Here is a 15,825-nt window from a genome sequence, read left to right on the forward strand (position 1 = left end):
TCTTTCCATAGTTTTTTTCTAATATGCGGAAAGTCTCTCTTTATCAATCGAGAACTTGCACTCTTATAAGCGTTAATGAACTTTGATAATTCAGAGTTAGGATGTGCTTTGAATAAGATGTGGATATGATCTTTATCGTAATTCCATTCCACTAAAGAAATTTTGTATTTACTTCCAATCTCAACGAACATATCTTTTGCAAAATCAGATATTTCATTATCAAATACTTGTCTGCGATATTTTACAACCAGCACAAGATGATAGTGCAATAAGAACACTGAATGATTATTGTTATCTAATTTCATTGGTATATCAGTCCTTTATCCAGCTGAGAGTGATTGTATCACAAGCTTTGGTTAAAGCCAACCGAAATTCATCTCCCACCTACTCATTGGGCTATCGCCCTTCTCATTCCTTGTGGATGGGAGACTTCTTTCGGAAATCCGTTAAAGAAACTAGAACTAAACGGTTAAGAACAATCTTAAATAATTATTTCCCCTGGATTAACTGATTGTACGCTTTCCCACTTCAATTATATAAAGGAGAAGATCGAATCATAGATATTTGATCAATAGTCGGGTAAAATTCGACAATAATATCGTTATTCCCCGGGAAATATACTAATTTAACAGACGTTAATCAATTATGCTATTTTGATAGAATATTGATTGGTTTACCGCAGTGTAACTATCAGTAAGATTCCCACATCAAGCATTTGAAGAAAAATAAGGATTGTGAATGGGAAGTCAACTGACAGTAACGGCCCGATTGGTTCAAGGGCCTTTAGGTCATACCCTTGTGGTACTAATAATCAGTGGGGATAAACCTCCCCACTGATTAAAGTTTCACTTTACCGCAGTGTAACTGTCAGTAAGATTCCCACATCAAGCATTTGAAGAAAAATAAGGATTGTAAGTGGGAGATCAACTGACAGTAACGGCCCGATTGGTTCAAGGGCCTCTAGGTCATACCCTTGTGGTACTAATAATCAGTGGGGGATAAACCTACCCACTGATTAAAGTTTCACTTTATCAGGAATGATGACTAAAAAAGTGGGCTACTTATAGCATTTCAAATAAATCAGGTGTATCATAGATAAAGAAAAAAATTGTTTTGAGGGATACATATTGAAGAAAATAGTTATTATTTTATTACAAATTGTACTTATCGATATTTTTTTACTGGTCGGAATTGGAATAAAGCAATTAATTCCAATTCCATTACCTGCAACGATAATTGGTTTGATTTTGTTGTTCTTTGCCTTGAATAGTAAATTAATAAAATTGGAATGGGTTGAACAGGGTGGACAATGGTTAATGGCGCAATTATTATTATTTTTTGTTCCATCAGCTGTTGGGTTAATGGATTATCAAGAGCTGTTTAGTTTACAGGGTGTTTGGCTAATGTTAATTATTTTATTAAGTACAATCATTGTCCTTGGTGTGACGGGACGTATTGTTCAATTATTTGAGGGAAGTAAATGATGAATATCGTATGGATGACATTACTAACAGTTATTTTATATGGAGCTGTCAAAGGACTTGAGAAGCGTTTTCCTATTTTGGCATTTCACCCACTAATTTTAACTCCCATCTTAATTGTTATAGCTATTTTATTATTAGATATACCGCTGGTTCAGTATCAAGAGGGGACAAGTATGTTAACCCATTTGCTTGGCCCGGCAACCATTGCGTTTGCGATTCCAATTTATAAACATTTTGATACAGTCAAAGCCTATTTTAGTTTAATACTTGTCGGTGTTTTCATTGGTTCAATTGTAGCCATCTTTTCAACTTTAATCCTTTCTATACTGGCTATGCTTGAAGAACATTTTGTAATTAGTTTATTACCACGATCAATTACGACACCACTAGCGATTGAGGTATCTAAAGAAATTGGTGCTATCCCATCTTTAACCATTGTCTTTGTTATCATTACGGGCTTGCTAGGTAGTCTTATTGCTCCTTTTGTTTTTGATTGGTTAAAAATAGAAACACCACTGGCGAGAGGAATAGCATTGGGGATGGCCGCACATGCTGTAGGAACGAATCGAGCTTTACAATACGGGGAGGAAGCAACAACATACTCTACTTTAGCTATGATTTTTGCTGGCATCATAACAACTGTTTTAGGTATAACTCTCCTACCTTGGTTGATCACTATACTAGTATAATAAATTACCAATGTTAATCGTTGTATTTACTAGCTAGTAAAGGCCTGTTTGGTCCATCAAAAATTCAGTTGAAAAAGGAACTTACTAAAAAAGGACTCCTTTTTACTGGTCCTAAACTAGCCGTAAGACTCCAAATCAAAAGGGGAGGAAAAAGTAGTTGGCGTCAAACGGCTAGGAAAGCTGCCAATAGTTGATTTATTTTTTCTCGAGAAGGGTAACTGTGAAAATAGTCCATAAGGATAGTTACCTTATTTTTGTGCGGATTATTCGCAATTTGTTCGATTCTTCATTTCAATTTTTTATTGAATAGGGGAGAAGGTTTCGCAATTAAATGAACCGTTCTTGTCTTATATTTAATTAGCGCTTATAAAGACTTTTCTACATTTTCAGTGAATTGATCGATTTGTTTAGCAAAGGCATTTGAATCAAGTGATTGTTGATAGATGGACTCAAGTTTTTTCTCTACTTCTAAAGCTTTTGCCAAAAGTCTTGTTCCATGTTGGATAAAGTATTTGTATTGGATGGTTAAATGAGAAATCTCTTCATGGTATTTTTCATCAGTACCATGTGCAATCGTTGTCTGGTATAGATCGATGAGTTGATCCCCATGACGATTTGGCTCATACTCATGTGGAGCGGTACTGTCAAAAATAGCGATACCCAATTCGCGAATAATAACCATATCAAGACTATCTGGATCGAAGCCACAATGATAAACCTCAATTGAAAAATGCCGTCTTTCTGCTTCAGCGACAATCTTTCTTAATAGTGTAGACTTCCCTGAACCTGCCCGCCCTTTGATTAAGTAGCGTTTCCCTAATTGCTCTGTTAATTGATCAATAAAATCGATGACGCCATTAGCAGTAGATGCACCTAAAAAACGATGACGGATGATTGGTTTAATCTTTTGGCTCGTTTCATTCTGGAAAATTTCATCAATTAACTGGTCTGTAACTAGATTAGCTTTATTAAAATCCATCGCATGAATATAGATTTTTTCAAGCTGATCATGAAGATCAAGTCCCCTTGCAAAGGCCTTGTGGGCTTCCTGAATGTGACGATCCCGCTCATGCTGAAACTTAAGGATTTGTTCCCGATTAGTCAGAAGGTCCTTTTGATTAAAAACTGAGCTTAAATCTACTAAGTGTTCAATTACTCCTAATGCCTTTATGGGATAGTTCAGATGCTGTGTTCGATCAATAATGGCACAGCTTAACCGTCTGTTAATCACGCCAGACATGACTGTGTGATCGATACTGTTTAATATTAATTCTATTTTTTCCCCACGTGCACGCCAGCGGTCAAAGAAAATCCGAACAAACTCTGATCGTTCTTTTGTTGTCGCACCTTCAATTAGAAAAATATGATCAAGTCCAATTAAATTTGACGCTAATAAATCTTGATATCCAGCAGATGTATGTGCGCTAGAAAAATAAATTAATTGTTCCATATCAAGTCCCTCCTTAAAATTACACCATATAAAGTATATGTTAACCTTATATAAATCATGCCAAAAACAAGCTAGATTGCGCAAGCAGAAATAGAATGACTGAATTTAATTATATCAAAATAGGGTTGATCTAGGGATTATAGGGAATATTAACTATGAAGGCAATTTACTGACGATAAAGTGAAGCTTCCCCCTTGAGTGTGAGTTAGATAAATTAGCCCTAGCGCTTATAGTGATTTCCTGATTCTTTCTATCTATGATTGACATGTGGGTCTTATCGTCAGTTGGGCTAGGGTAAAATAACTAGACCGAGGATAAAATAAGTTTCTTATATATGTCAACTTGTAGAATATATGGTATACTAAAAAAAGAAAATAAATTTATTTTTGGTCAAGTTTATAGAAATAGAGGAAGGTGATCAGCTTGAAAAAAATAGCTATCGTTACATCAGGTGGAGATTCCCAAGGGATGAATAGTGCAATTCGAGCAGTTGCAAGAACGGGATTGGCCAATAACTTTGAAATATTTGGTGTTCGCAAGGGATTTAAAGGGTTAATTGATGATGATTTTATAACATTAGGTTCAAAAGAAGTTAGTGATATTCTATATCGAGGAGGGACTTTTCTCCAATCTGCACGTTCAAAAGAATTTTTGACACCAGAAGGACAAGCACAAGCTGTTGAAAATCTTAATGCAAAAGGAATCGATTATGTAGTTGTGATCGGTGGTGACGGAAGTTACAAGGGTGCTCAAGCTCTTGAACGTCATGGGATAAAAACATTTGGAATACCAGGTACGATTGATAATGATATTCCATTAACAGATTATACAATTGGATTTGATACAACACTGAATGTCGTAACAAATGCAATCGGCAACTTACGTGATACAATGAGCAGTCATGAACGTGTCAGTGTCATTGAGGCGATGGGACGTAATTGTGGGGATATTGCCCTACAAGCAGGAATTGCTAGCGGTGTTGATGCGATCTTGATTCCCGAAGTTAAACCTGATATTGAAAAGACTGCAGCTAGTATAAAAAAAGGTTTCGATCGTGGCAAATCACATAGTATCGTTATTGTTGCTGAAGGCGCTGGGACAGCAGAAGATGTCGCAAAACAAATAAAAGATTTAACAGGATTAGATACGCGCCCAACAGTGCTTGGTCATATTCAAAGAGGAGGAACACCAAGTGCCTTTGACCGTGTTTATTCAAGCCGCTTAGGTCATAAAGTCATTGAATTGATTCAAGAAGGAATAACGGGAGTCGGTCTTGGAATAGAAAGTAATCAGATTACTTATCATAGCTTTGAAGATATCTTTAATGCTAAAAATCAAATTAATGAAAAACTTTATCAAATCTTTGAAGATTTAGTTTAAGCGATCATATGATCCATAAAGAAATAGCCCTAATTTCTAGGGCTATTTCTTTTGTAAATCATTATTCAGTTAAGCTAACATCTTTAAGCATTAATATACCTGTTGGGTGTTGCCAGAAGCCTTGTACTTTATCACTAACACCTAGAAGGAACTCTTGGTGGTGAATATAAATCATTGGTGCTTCATCAACAAGAATTTCTTGTACTTGACGGTATAAATCTAAGCGTTCGTCTGCATTTGGATTTTGACGAGCTTCGACTAACAATTTATCCACTTCAGCATTGTCCAAGAATGTACGGTTACCTGGTTCACCGAAATTATCAGTGTGGAATAGTGGGTACATTCCATAATCAGCATCACCAGTAACAGTTGACCATCCAAGAACAAACATATCATGCTCACCAGCGGCTGTATTTTCTAAGTAAGCACCCCACTCAACTTGTTCAATTTCAACTTCTACACCAATTTCCTTAAGTTGTGCTTGAACAAAAGTAGCAGTATCAACACGTTCACGAGTATCGTTTGTCCATATTGTTGTTGAGAAGCCATCTGGGTAGCCTGCTTCAGCAAGCAATTCTTTTGCTTCTTCAACATTATATTCTAGACCTTCAATTGAATCATCATAACCAAATACATCTGGTGCTAATGGACCGTTTGCTGGGATACCGGCACCATCATAAATCCCTTCAATAATAGCATCCTTATCAATTGCTTTAGAAATTGCTTGACGAACTAGTGGATCATCAAATGGTTCTTTTGATGCATTAAATCCAATATAAGAAAGTGATACTGAAGGTTGTTTATTTACATGTACACCTTCTGTTGCTTCAATTCGTGAAACATCAGATGGACTCAATGGATCAGTGATATGTGCAGCTTCTGTTTCGAGGTCTGCAATACGAGTTGAGTCTTCAGGTACAACTTTAAATGTAATTGAATCTAGATGAGCAGGTTCACCCCAGTAATCATCGTTTCTAACCAATTTAATTTCTTCACCTGGTGTCCAACTGTCAAATACAAATGGCCCAGTTCCAACTGGTTCAGCATTGATTACACTACCTGGCTCCTCGCCATCTTCCATTGCTGCATAATCTTTTTCGATTAATTCTCCTGAGATCATGCCACCACCATTATGCGCCAAGTGCGCTGGAAGTGGTGCAAAGGAATATTCAGTAACAAATTGAATTGTATAGTCATCAACAACGTTAATTTCAGATATCATATCATATAAAAATGCTCTTGGTGATGCGATAGCATCGTCTAGAATACGATCAAGATTTGCTTTAACAACCTCTGCGTTAAAATCTGAACCATCATGGAATTTAACTCCTTCCTCAAGTTTAAATTCCCATGTTAAGTCATCTATCATTTCCCAATCATAAGCAAGACCTGGTTCAAGCTCCATATCTTGATTCTGAGTAACTAATGCTTCATAAATATTAAAGGTAACGTTACTTGAAGGTGTATCGTTTGAACCGTGAGGATCTAAAGATACAGCGTCTGAATGTTCGGCAATAATAAGATCGCCGCCTTCACTTGCTACTTGTTCACCTGTCTCTTCTCCAGTTCCTGTCTCATTCCCTGTATCTGAATCATCTGATCCACAAGCTGCAATAACCATCACAGATGTAACAAGAAGAATAAACAAGAGAAAGGACTTTTTAACTTGTTTCATTTCTACACTCCCCTTAAGTTATAGTTGTTTTTCTATTTAAAAACTGATTAATACTATACAACAATACTAAAAATAAAACAAGTATGAATTATCTAAATATTCATTATTAGTGGGTAATAGTGGAACTACTTAAAAAAATAGATAGAATCGTTGGTTGAAGGATTTATTTACGAATTAATTGATCGTAAGGAACTCCTTCAATTAGATAAGAAAAATGACCAGATGGTAAGCAGATGTTCAAGGGTTTGAGGAGGCTTGAATCATTTGTCTAATGCTCGGTTAAGCATAAGAAAAACCTCTACTAGTAAGAACTTAATTAAATTATTTTGAAAGAATTAGATACTATTTGAACCAATAATTATAATAAACTCTTACTTTTAATCTACTATTAAACTTAATATTCTGATATTTATTAATTTCATTGCATAATTTCACGTAATATGACAAAATAATCGAATATATGAATTTATGTATAAAATCATAATTTACTGACTATTCCACAAATAACTCCAGTCAAATATTAAACATATTTCTGAAAAACTGATGAAGAATAGCAATAATAGGTTGAATTTCAAGAAAACTAGCATTGTCTATTCGATGATAAATGCTATTATTTTAGTATCTATAATTAACCATTAGGTTTGATCGATTCAATCTTTATACGAAAATTCTGAATTAAATTAAGAAAGGGTTTTTTTTATGAGGGAAGAAATTAATACAAATGAAGTGGAAGCAAAGGCAGCACCAAATCCAACCATAGTCAAATGGAATGACTTTTGGAGGAAATTCTTAAAAAACAAATCGGCCGTTATTGGTGGTATTGTTATTTTAATCTTAATTTTAATTGCAATTATCGGTCCTTACTTCACCCCATTTGATCCTAATGTTCAGGATCATGCGATTAAATTAACGGGTCCGTCTTCAGAGCACTGGTTTGGCACGGATCATCATGGACGAGATATTTTTAGTCGGATTATTCATGGAATGAGTATTACATTATACGTCGGTTTCTTTGCTGTATTGATTGGGATGACTTGTGGAGTTACATTAGGCGTGATTTCTGGTTATTACGGGGGAAAAATTGATACAATTATCATGCGGATTATGGATATTATGCTTGCTTTTCCTGGGATTATTTTAGCACTTGCGATTGTAAGTGTTTTAGGGACAGATCTGAATAATGTGATCATCGCGGTTGGGATCTTTTCTATTCCTGTCTTTGCTAGAATTGTTCGAGGATCAACGTTAGCGGTGAGGAAGCTGGAGTACATCGATGCAATTAGAGCACTTGGAGCATCAGATTTACGAATTATTTTCAAGCATATCTTACCCAATGTACTATCACCGATTATTGTACAAGCTACACTTAGTATTGCGACTTCAATATTATCAGCTAGTGGTCTATCATTCTTAGGGATGGGGGCACAGCCACCAACTCCTGAGTGGGGTGCCATGCTGAGTGATGGACGTAACTATATGTGGGATGCTCCACATGTTGCGACGATCCCTGGTCTTGCTATTGTTATAGTCGTATTGGCATTTAATATATTTGGTGACGGATTACGTGATGCGTTTGATCCGAAAATGAAAAACTAGAAGAGAGGTACTAAACATTGTTTACTTTTATCGTAAGACGCTTACTTCAAACGATACCTGTGATAATAGGTGTAACTATTTTAACGTTTAGTATGATGCATCTCATACCTGGAAACCCAGCTCAAATTATGGCTGGTGAAAGTGCATCGCCTGAACAAATTGCTTTAATGGAAGAACGACTTGGACTGAATGATCCACTCCCTGTTCAATATTTAGATTATGTTAAAGGGATTGCAACTGGTGATCTTGGTAATTCTATTCGAAGTGGACGTGCTGTTTCTGATGAAATATTACTACGCTTAAGACCAACAGTTGAATTGGCCATTTATAGTACGGCATTATCAATTGTCATTGGTTTAGTTGCGGGAATTGTTTCAGCGGTTAGACGTTATTCATGGGCAGATTCTCTTATCATGATTCTTGCTTTATTTGGATTATCAATGCCTGCTTTTTGGCTTGGTTTAATGCTAATTCAGTATTTTGCGATTGGTTTTAATATCGGGCCGATTAACACGGGTTGGTTCTTGGCATCCGGTTGGGGAACTTGGCAACAACAGGTGTTACCAGTGGTTACATTGGGAACAGCTGGAGCAGCTATTATCGCTCGGATGACTCGTTCCAGTATGTTAGAGGTCATTGACCAAGATTATATTCGGACAGCCCGTGCAAAAGGGGTAAAAGAGCGTGTTGTGGTTTATCGCCATGCATTAAAAAATGCCCTTATTCCAGTTGTGACTGTTGTAGGTTTACAATTTGGTTCTTTATTAGGAGGGGCAGTATTAACTGAATCAGTCTTTGCGATTAATGGCTTAGGACGATTAATTGTTGATTCGATTCAAGCACGTGATTTTCCGATCGTGCAAGGTGGTATTTTAGTTTTTGCCTTACTATTTGTTTTAGTGAATATTGTAGTAGATATCTTATATCGATATTTAAATAAACGAATTGACTTTAATTAATTATTTTTATTTAGGAAAGGTGTGAAACAGATGACTAAAGTGACTGAACTATTAAAAGAAGAACCCATTCTAGAAGTGCGTGATCTACAAACATCATTTTTCACTGAAAAATTAGAGATTAAAGCAGTAGATGGCGTTAGCTTTGCCGTACCTAAAGGGAAAACATTAGGTATCGTAGGAGAGTCAGGTTCAGGAAAAAGCATTACGTCCCTTTCCATTTTACGCTTGATTCAGAGTCCAGGTAAGATTAAGGGTGGGGAGGTCATCTTTAAGGGAGAGAATCTTCTCGAAAAAACAGAAAGTCAGATGCGTCAAATTCGTGGAAATGAAATATCAATGATTTTCCAAGAACCAATGACATCATTAAATCCTGTTTATACAGTTGGACAACAAATTAGTGAATCATTTATGATTCATCAAAATATGACTAAAAAAGAGGCTATGCTTCGTTCAGTTGATATGCTTAAACTAGTGGGTATCCCATCACCAGAGCAACGTGTGAAACAGTATCCACACGAATTATCTGGAGGGATGAGACAGCGGGTCATGATTGCAATGGCGCTAGCCTGTGACCCAGAACTATTAATTGCAGATGAACCAACAACTGCTCTTGATGTGACTATTCAAGCTCAGATATTAGAGCTAATGAAAGATTTGCAAGATCGTTTAGGAATGTCAATCATTATGATTACTCATGACTTAGGTGTTGTTGCAGAAACATGTGATTATGTTGCGGTTATGTATATGGGGAAAGTAGTTGAATATGCTACAGTTAAAGATTTATTCAAAAATCCAAAACATCCTTATACAGTAGGTCTTTTAAATTCCTTACCTCGACACGATATTGATTTAGGTGATGAGGATTTGATGGTGATTAAAGGAGCTGTACCAAGTCCAGATAATATCCCGAAAGGCTGTCGCTTTGCACCGCGCTGTCCTTTTGCTAGCGATATTTGCCATGAACGTTTACCTGAATTAGAAGAAAGTGATAATGGCAATCAAATTCGTTGTTGGATTTATACTGATGAATGGGATGGCGATCCGGAGGTGGATGTTAATGGCGAAAGAACTTCTTAAAGTAACAGATCTTAAACAATATTTCCCCATTAAAGGTGGGATGTTAGGTCGAACGATTAACCATGTAAAAGCAGTTGATGGTGTGAGTTTTACTGTCCATGAAGGTGAGACAGTAAGTATCGTAGGTGAGTCTGGTTGTGGTAAATCAACAACTGGTCGGGCCATTTTACGATTAGATGAACCAACAAGTGGTGAAGTAGAATTTGATGGTGAAGATTTACTTAGCTTAAGTAAAAGAGAGATGCGGAAAAAACGTAAAGATCTCCAAATTATTTTCCAAGACCCTTATGCTTCAATTAATCCACGTCAAACTGTTCGACAAATATTAGAGGAAGCATTAACTATTCAAAATGTTGTGCCAAAGGAAGAACGGTCAAAGAAAATTGCTGAATTAATGGATGTCGTTGGTTTAGGGGCACATCAAGCTGATCGTTTCCCACATGAATTTAGTGGTGGACAGCGTCAACGAATTGGAATTGCACGTGCTCTATCTGTAGATCCGAAGTTAATTATCGCAGATGAGGCTGTTTCAGCACTTGATGTATCTATCCAAGCACAAGTGATTAACTTGTTAAAGAAACTTCAGCGTGAATTTAATTTAACTTATTTATTTATTTCTCACGATTTAGGTGTAGTACGCCATATTTCTGATCGTGTCATTGTTATGTATCTAGGTAAGATTGTGGAGATAGGTGATAAAACATCTATTTTTGAAAATCCACAACATCCTTATACTAAAGCACTACTATCTGCGATTCCTGTACCGGATCCAGAACCAGAAGCTAAAAAAGAACGGATTATTTTACAAGGAGATGTTCCTTCTCCAATTGATCCGCCTAGTGGCTGTCGCTTCCATACACGTTGTCCATTTGCTACTGAAAAATGCAAGTTAGTAGAACCGACACTACGTTCTGAAGATTACATGAAAGAAGGCCACTCTGCTGCTTGTCATTATATTGAAGAAATTGAAGCAGGTACACACACCGCAAAATATTAAAAAAAGCAAAGAGGCTGGGATAAAACTAGTCTCACTGAGTAAAAAGTGGTTCTATTTACGTTTTTCTGTAAATAGAACCATTTTCATTTTTGTAGTTGTTTGAATGCTCTGGAGTCTTAGAGATTGTTAATCTGCGATAAATGAATTAACTAATCATCTCTTGATTAATGTATACTAGAAAGAGAAATTAACTTGGAGGTATACATATGAAATATAGGGGATGGCTAATTTATAATGGAGGGATGAAGACAGCAAAATTTCTTGAAATCCATGATTGGTATATTAGAACGGCAAGGAAATACCAAATTGATTTAATGGCTTTATCTAATGATGAATTATTTATTGGGATTGAAAATGGCCAGCGTTTGATTGTGTCGCACAATACACGTCCTGATTTTGTTTTATTTTTAGATAAGGATATTCGCTTGGCTGAACATTTACTTGAGTGGGGAGTACCTATATTTAATTCACCTGAAACGATCGCAATATGTGATAACAAAATACAAATGCATCAGCAATTAGCAAAAGCAAATTTACCACAACCATTAACTATTTTTGCTCCGATGCTATTTTCGCAAATAAAGCAACCAAATGCTCAGTTTTTGACTTATGTAGAAAAAAGTTTGTCATATCCTTTAGTTATCAAAGAAGCATATGGTTCTTTTGGCCAGCAAGTATATTTGATTGAAAATCGCCAACAGTTAGAAACAAAAGCGAAAGAGTTAATTCATCGTCCCCATCTTTTCCAAGAATATATTCGTTCAAGCCATGGTAAAGATGTTCGCCTACATGTTGTTGGCAATCAAGTTGTTGCAAGTATGCAACGTGTATCTAAAGCTGATTTTAGAGCAAATGTGACTAATGGTGGAGAGATGTTTACGGTCGATCCTAGTCAGGAGTTTATTGATTTAGCGATTGCTGCTTCAAAAGCTGTTGGAGCTGATTTTTCTGGAGTGGATTTACTTTATGGTAATCATGGTCAGCCGCTTATTTGTGAGGTTAATTCAAATGCGCATATAAAGAATATCTATCAATGTACTGGTATAGATGTGTCAGCTTTTATTTTTGAATATATTTTGGCAAAAGTACAGGGGCGTTCTTAAAAGAAGCGCCCCTACCTATGTTTAACTAATTTAAGTCACCTTCTGCATCATCATTTACACCAGGATCCTCAGTACCTGGTTCTTCAACGCCTGGATCCTCTGCACCTGGTTCCTCAACACCAGGATCGCCAACTGCTGGATCCTCACCGGCTGGATCTTCTATAACTGGATCTTCTATATCAGCTGGATCCTCTACATCATCGCCACACGCTGCCAAGACTCCAATAGATACTAATGACACTGCTAAAAGCTTTACTGCTTTTTTCATAAATAAAAATCCTCCTTTTTTATTTTACATAAGATATTTACCCGCCTAAAAATAAATTAATCGGGAAAAGGGCTTATTTAACCCAACTGTAATATTTTTGTAAATGTTGAAAGATGAATTTCATATGGTAAAGTATCTTAATATTCTATATATTTTAACTACCAGTAAGCCCCCTCCTTCAAGAATTAGAAGGAAAGTAAGGATTGTAAGTAGGAGTAGATCTGACAATAAGGTCCTGATTGGTTCAAGCGTCTTTGGGTCATCCCCTTGTGGTAGTAACAAATGTTTTCGGATGGATGAGTAACCGCTGTCCCAGTCCCAATCAGTGGGATTGAAGTCTCATTTTACTTTTCGCCAATCATCGATTGATAGGTAAGGTTAAAGCAGAATATAAAAAAAACAATATTTACAATTATTATAGGGAATTAGGCATATTTAAAATATATTAATAAATAACCGCTGATAAAGTGGATTTTTTACTAGGTAGGGCTTATAATCCGTTACTCTGTGATAAAAATAATCTACTAAAAATAATTTAAAACTTGTTCATTTTTTGATATTTGCTATACTTACTTTAGTAGTGTTTGTTCAAAATAGGAAACAGAAAAGATTATATTGATTAAAAGAAGTACATCTTAACACTCAGGATAAAAGTAATACCATTCTTATTCTATAAATAGGTGCAATGTTTCTAGTTAGGGTTAGTTGTCTGTTGGGAAGAGTGAAGAAAATATTGATGTCATTGAAAGTAGAAGATGATGAACTGATGACTAGCCGGCATTTACAGAATGGGACTTTTTGAACAACCTCTATTAGCTATTCATTATAGGCAGATAGGACGATGAAGATGACGCAAAGAAAACAACGAAGCAGTCAAAAGAAAAAAAGAAATTGGTGGATATTAACGCCACTAATCATTATTATTGCCCTTATTCTTTCAGTTGGATTATATGCAGTTTATATCTTTTATGGGGTTAAAAATAATGTTGATGGACAAATGTACGAAACTGTTTCAGCAATCGATCAAAATGTGACACAGAAGAAATTGAAAGATCGTGATAATTTAAACATCCTTTTGCTTGGAATTGATTCTGAATCCGCTGATTCTGGGCGATCAGATGCCTTATTAGTCATGACGCTTAGACCGAATGAGGATGAGCTGAGTTTGATTAGTATTCCTCGTGATACACGAGCAACAATTGCTGGTCGTGGAACAGTTGAGAAAATTAATCACGCATATTCATATGGTGGACCAGATATGTCAATTAACACAGTTGAGGATTTTCTAGGAATTGATATTGATTACTATGTTCGAATTAATATGAATGGCTTAGCCGAGCTTATAAATGAACTTGGCACAATTACAGTTAATAATGAATTGGAATTTAGTCAAGGTAATTATCATTTCCCTGTTGGCCAAATTGAATTAGATGGGGATATGGCATTGAACTATGTTCGTATGCGAAAACAGGATCCAGCTGGGGATTTTGGTCGGACAGAACGGCAACGGAAGGTAATTGAGGGAATTATTAAAGAAGGGGCTACGGTTGCTAATGCAACTCGAGTTGTTCAATTAACAGATATTTTAGGTAAAAATATGGGAACTAACATAGAATTTAATGACATGTTAACTTTGATGCAACATTACCGTCAGACGATAGAGAATTTCGAGAGTTATCAAATGCAAGGAACAGGTACGATGATTGATGGTATTTATTATTACATTGTCCCTGATGAAGAAATTGAAAATGTACGAAATATGATAGAATCATAATTTATAAAAGTGTTGTAAAGCGATATGTTTTACAGCACTTTTTTCGTGGGTTAATGGATTGTAAGCTCCCTGCTTCAATCATATAAGTAAAATGATTGGCTGATAGGGGCTGGCAAGATTCAGTAGAATGGATCAAGCTCAGATTCCTTTACCGCAGTGCAATTGTCAGTAAGACTCCCACTTCAAGCATTCGAATTATCAATGCAAAATAAATGAAAAAACCGAAGCTATTTGACTAACTTCGGCTTTTTTTAAATATAAGAAAGTATAAAAAATTTGATAACTGTCTAGCTTAAGCGCCCAGCTTCTAGCAAATTTCGATCTTCTTCCTACGATAAGTCAACATCGGCTCCTACGTCGCCGTGTATCCTTTATCTCGTCAGAAGCTCTCCAATTTGTACGAAGCTAAACGGGCGCTTGCACTTTTTTTATCTTATTTTTCTTTATAAGACTAGTTAATAAAATGCACAAGGATACGGTGAGATTTGGTCTAGTGTGAATATCCATCAGTTTGAAGGAAGTAGTTAATCATTTAGGCAACTGTTTAAATCATGATATAGCATAGCTACTGATTAAAGCTTTCCCTCTACTTCAACACCAAAATGGTCTGAAATGATTTTCTTATGGTCACCGGTAAAAATAGTAGCAAAATGGTTGATCTCAAGTGGTTGATTGACAAAAATATAATCAATACGTTTAGCAGAATGATCAGCGTCGCGCCAACCATCAATTTGGCCAGGGATCGTATAGCCTTTATCTTTAGTTTCTGCTAGTTTATATGTGTCAAACCATCCTTGGTTACTAAGGAAATCATAACCTTCATTTGATACAGATGCATCTGTATTAAAATCACCCATTAAAAAGGTTAGTCGATCTTGTTGAGTCGCCTCAATTAAACGTACAAATTGTTCTTTCGCAGGTTCTTCCTGATCGTGCCAAAAACCAAGATGACAGGAAAAGATATCAATATCTTGGTTATTGAAATCGATTGTTAATTTTAAAGCAACCCTTCGTTTCCAACTACTTTCATTAGCTGTAACGGTTAATGGAATCGCCTTTTCTTCAATGATTGGATGTTTTGTTATAATAGCAAGACCTTCTTGATAAATATCGTAGCCAATATGTGCGAAAGTCCAACTGAGCTTGTATTGCTCTTTGCTCAAGCGGTTAAGTTTCTCAACGAGAAGATAAGCATAGTTATCTTCTCGAAGTTGAGAGTTTGCTAAAGGTGTCGAATCGATTCGTTGGCTCACCTCTTGTAATGCGATGACATCATATTGATGATCGGCGATTACTTTAGCTAAATAATCGATTTTGTCTAATTGATCACACTCTTGCCAACTGTGGGCGTTTAAGGTCAGAAGCTTCATTAT

Annotated in this window: 14 protein-coding genes; 9 read left to right on the top strand and 5 right to left on the bottom strand. The window is 36.1% G+C overall.

What is annotated here, in order from left to right; all coding sequences use genetic code 11:
* On the bottom strand, nucleotides 1–305 hold a 305-nt coding region (tnpA, locus tag KQI76_RS02570; protein ID WP_216398743.1), incomplete at its 3' end, for an IS200/IS605 family transposase.
* Between the two features lie 822 nt (nucleotides 306–1,127).
* Between tnpA and KQI76_RS02575 the strand changes: the two genes are divergently transcribed.
* Nucleotides 1,128–1,484: a CidA/LrgA family protein gene (locus tag KQI76_RS02575; protein WP_216398744.1), complete on the top strand. Its 357-nt coding sequence runs from the start codon at nucleotides 1,128–1,130 to the stop codon at nucleotides 1,482–1,484.
* Nucleotides 1,484–2,173 (top strand): LrgB family protein, encoded by a 690-nt coding sequence (locus tag KQI76_RS02580; RefSeq protein WP_216398745.1) that lies wholly within the window; start codon nucleotides 1,484–1,486, stop codon nucleotides 2,171–2,173. Before KQI76_RS02575 ends, KQI76_RS02580 begins: the two co-directional genes overlap by 1 nt.
* A 364-nt stretch (nucleotides 2,174–2,537) precedes the next feature.
* Here the strand turns inward: KQI76_RS02580 and KQI76_RS02585 are convergent, their stop codons facing one another.
* Nucleotides 2,538–3,623, bottom strand: a complete 1,086-nt coding sequence (locus KQI76_RS02585) for a hypothetical protein (protein WP_216398746.1) — start codon at nucleotides 3,621–3,623, stop codon at nucleotides 2,538–2,540.
* Between the two features lie 423 nt (nucleotides 3,624–4,046).
* Here KQI76_RS02585 and pfkA point away from each other — a divergent pair, with 423 nt between their 5' ends.
* Entirely contained in the window at nucleotides 4,047–5,003 is a 957-nt protein-coding gene (pfkA, locus tag KQI76_RS02590; RefSeq protein WP_216398747.1) for a 6-phosphofructokinase, read from the top strand.
* 61 nt (nucleotides 5,004–5,064) lie between these two features.
* Here pfkA and KQI76_RS02595 read toward each other — a convergent pair whose 3' ends face one another.
* Entirely contained in the window at nucleotides 5,065–6,678 is a 1,614-nt protein-coding gene (locus tag KQI76_RS02595) for a glutathione ABC transporter substrate-binding protein (protein WP_216398748.1), read from the bottom strand.
* Between the two features lie 699 nt (nucleotides 6,679–7,377).
* On the opposite strand from KQI76_RS02595, the gene nikC reads away from it, so the two are divergent.
* From nikC to KQI76_RS02620, 5 genes are all read left to right on the top strand, one after another.
* On the top strand, nucleotides 7,378–8,274 hold the full coding sequence (gene nikC, locus KQI76_RS02600) for a nickel transporter permease (RefSeq protein WP_216398749.1): 897 nt from the start codon (nucleotides 7,378–7,380) through the stop codon (nucleotides 8,272–8,274).
* A 17-nt stretch (nucleotides 8,275–8,291) separates the two neighbouring features.
* Nucleotides 8,292–9,233 (top strand): ABC transporter permease, encoded by a 942-nt coding sequence (locus tag KQI76_RS02605; protein ID WP_216398750.1) that lies wholly within the window; start codon nucleotides 8,292–8,294, stop codon nucleotides 9,231–9,233.
* A 30-nt stretch (nucleotides 9,234–9,263) separates the two neighbouring features.
* The gene (locus KQI76_RS02610; RefSeq protein ID WP_216398751.1) at nucleotides 9,264–10,310 is read left to right on the top strand and encodes an ABC transporter ATP-binding protein; all 1,047 of its coding nucleotides are present in this window, start codon (nucleotides 9,264–9,266) and stop codon (nucleotides 10,308–10,310) included.
* On the top strand, nucleotides 10,291–11,307 hold the full coding sequence (locus KQI76_RS02615) for an ABC transporter ATP-binding protein (protein WP_216398752.1): 1,017 nt from the start codon (nucleotides 10,291–10,293) through the stop codon (nucleotides 11,305–11,307). The genes KQI76_RS02610 and KQI76_RS02615 overlap by 20 nt, the downstream gene beginning before the upstream one ends.
* A 206-nt stretch (nucleotides 11,308–11,513) precedes the next feature.
* Nucleotides 11,514–12,410, top strand: coding sequence for an ATP-grasp domain-containing protein (locus KQI76_RS02620; protein ID WP_216398753.1), 897 nt, complete (start codon nucleotides 11,514–11,516; stop codon nucleotides 12,408–12,410).
* 25 nt (nucleotides 12,411–12,435) lie between these two features.
* Here KQI76_RS02620 and KQI76_RS02625 read toward each other — a convergent pair whose 3' ends face one another.
* A complete protein-coding gene (locus KQI76_RS02625) occupies nucleotides 12,436–12,678 on the bottom strand; it encodes a hypothetical protein (RefSeq protein ID WP_216398754.1) in 243 nt (80 codons plus the stop codon).
* An 847-nt stretch (nucleotides 12,679–13,525) separates the two neighbouring features.
* Between KQI76_RS02625 and KQI76_RS02630 the strand changes: the two genes are divergently transcribed.
* A complete protein-coding gene (locus KQI76_RS02630; protein ID WP_216398755.1) occupies nucleotides 13,526–14,452 on the top strand; it encodes an LCP family glycopolymer transferase in 927 nt (308 codons plus the stop codon).
* Between the two features lie 572 nt (nucleotides 14,453–15,024).
* On the opposite strand, the gene KQI76_RS02635 is transcribed toward KQI76_RS02630, so the two are convergent.
* The gene (locus KQI76_RS02635) at nucleotides 15,025–15,822 is read right to left on the bottom strand and encodes an endonuclease/exonuclease/phosphatase family protein (protein ID WP_216398756.1); all 798 of its coding nucleotides are present in this window, start codon (nucleotides 15,820–15,822) and stop codon (nucleotides 15,025–15,027) included.
* Nucleotides 15,823–15,825: the final 3 nt, after the last annotated feature.

This window comes from Amphibacillus sp. MSJ-3 (assembly GCF_018919165.1).
Classification (GTDB): Bacteria; Bacillota; Bacilli; order Bacillales; family Amphibacillaceae; genus Amphibacillus.

What these genes read in the sequence shown, in the direction of transcription:
- KQI76_RS02580 (WP_216398745.1), top strand. Translation starts at nt 1,484, where the DNA reads ATGAATATCGTATGGATGACATTACTAACAGTTATTTTATATGGAGCT.
- nikC (WP_216398749.1), top strand. Translation starts at nt 7,378, where the DNA reads ATGAGGGAAGAAATTAATACAAATGAAGTGGAAGCAAAGGCAGCACCA.
- KQI76_RS02595 (WP_216398748.1), bottom strand. Translation starts at nt 6,678, where the DNA reads ATGAAACAAGTTAAAAAGTCCTTTCTCTTGTTTATTCTTCTTGTTACA.
- KQI76_RS02620 (WP_216398753.1), top strand. Translation starts at nt 11,514, where the DNA reads ATGAAATATAGGGGATGGCTAATTTATAATGGAGGGATGAAGACAGCA.
- KQI76_RS02615 (WP_216398752.1), top strand. Translation starts at nt 10,291, where the DNA reads ATGGCGAAAGAACTTCTTAAAGTAACAGATCTTAAACAATATTTCCCC.
- KQI76_RS02625 (WP_216398754.1), bottom strand. Translation starts at nt 12,678, where the DNA reads ATGAAAAAAGCAGTAAAGCTTTTAGCAGTGTCATTAGTATCTATTGGA.
- KQI76_RS02585 (WP_216398746.1), bottom strand. Translation starts at nt 3,623, where the DNA reads ATGGAACAATTAATTTATTTTTCTAGCGCACATACATCTGCTGGATAT.
- KQI76_RS02635 (WP_216398756.1), bottom strand. Translation starts at nt 15,822, where the DNA reads ATGAAGCTTCTGACCTTAAACGCCCACAGTTGGCAAGAGTGTGATCAA.
- KQI76_RS02630 (WP_216398755.1), top strand. Translation starts at nt 13,526, where the DNA reads ATGACGCAAAGAAAACAACGAAGCAGTCAAAAGAAAAAAAGAAATTGG.
- KQI76_RS02610 (WP_216398751.1), top strand. Translation starts at nt 9,264, where the DNA reads ATGACTAAAGTGACTGAACTATTAAAAGAAGAACCCATTCTAGAAGTG.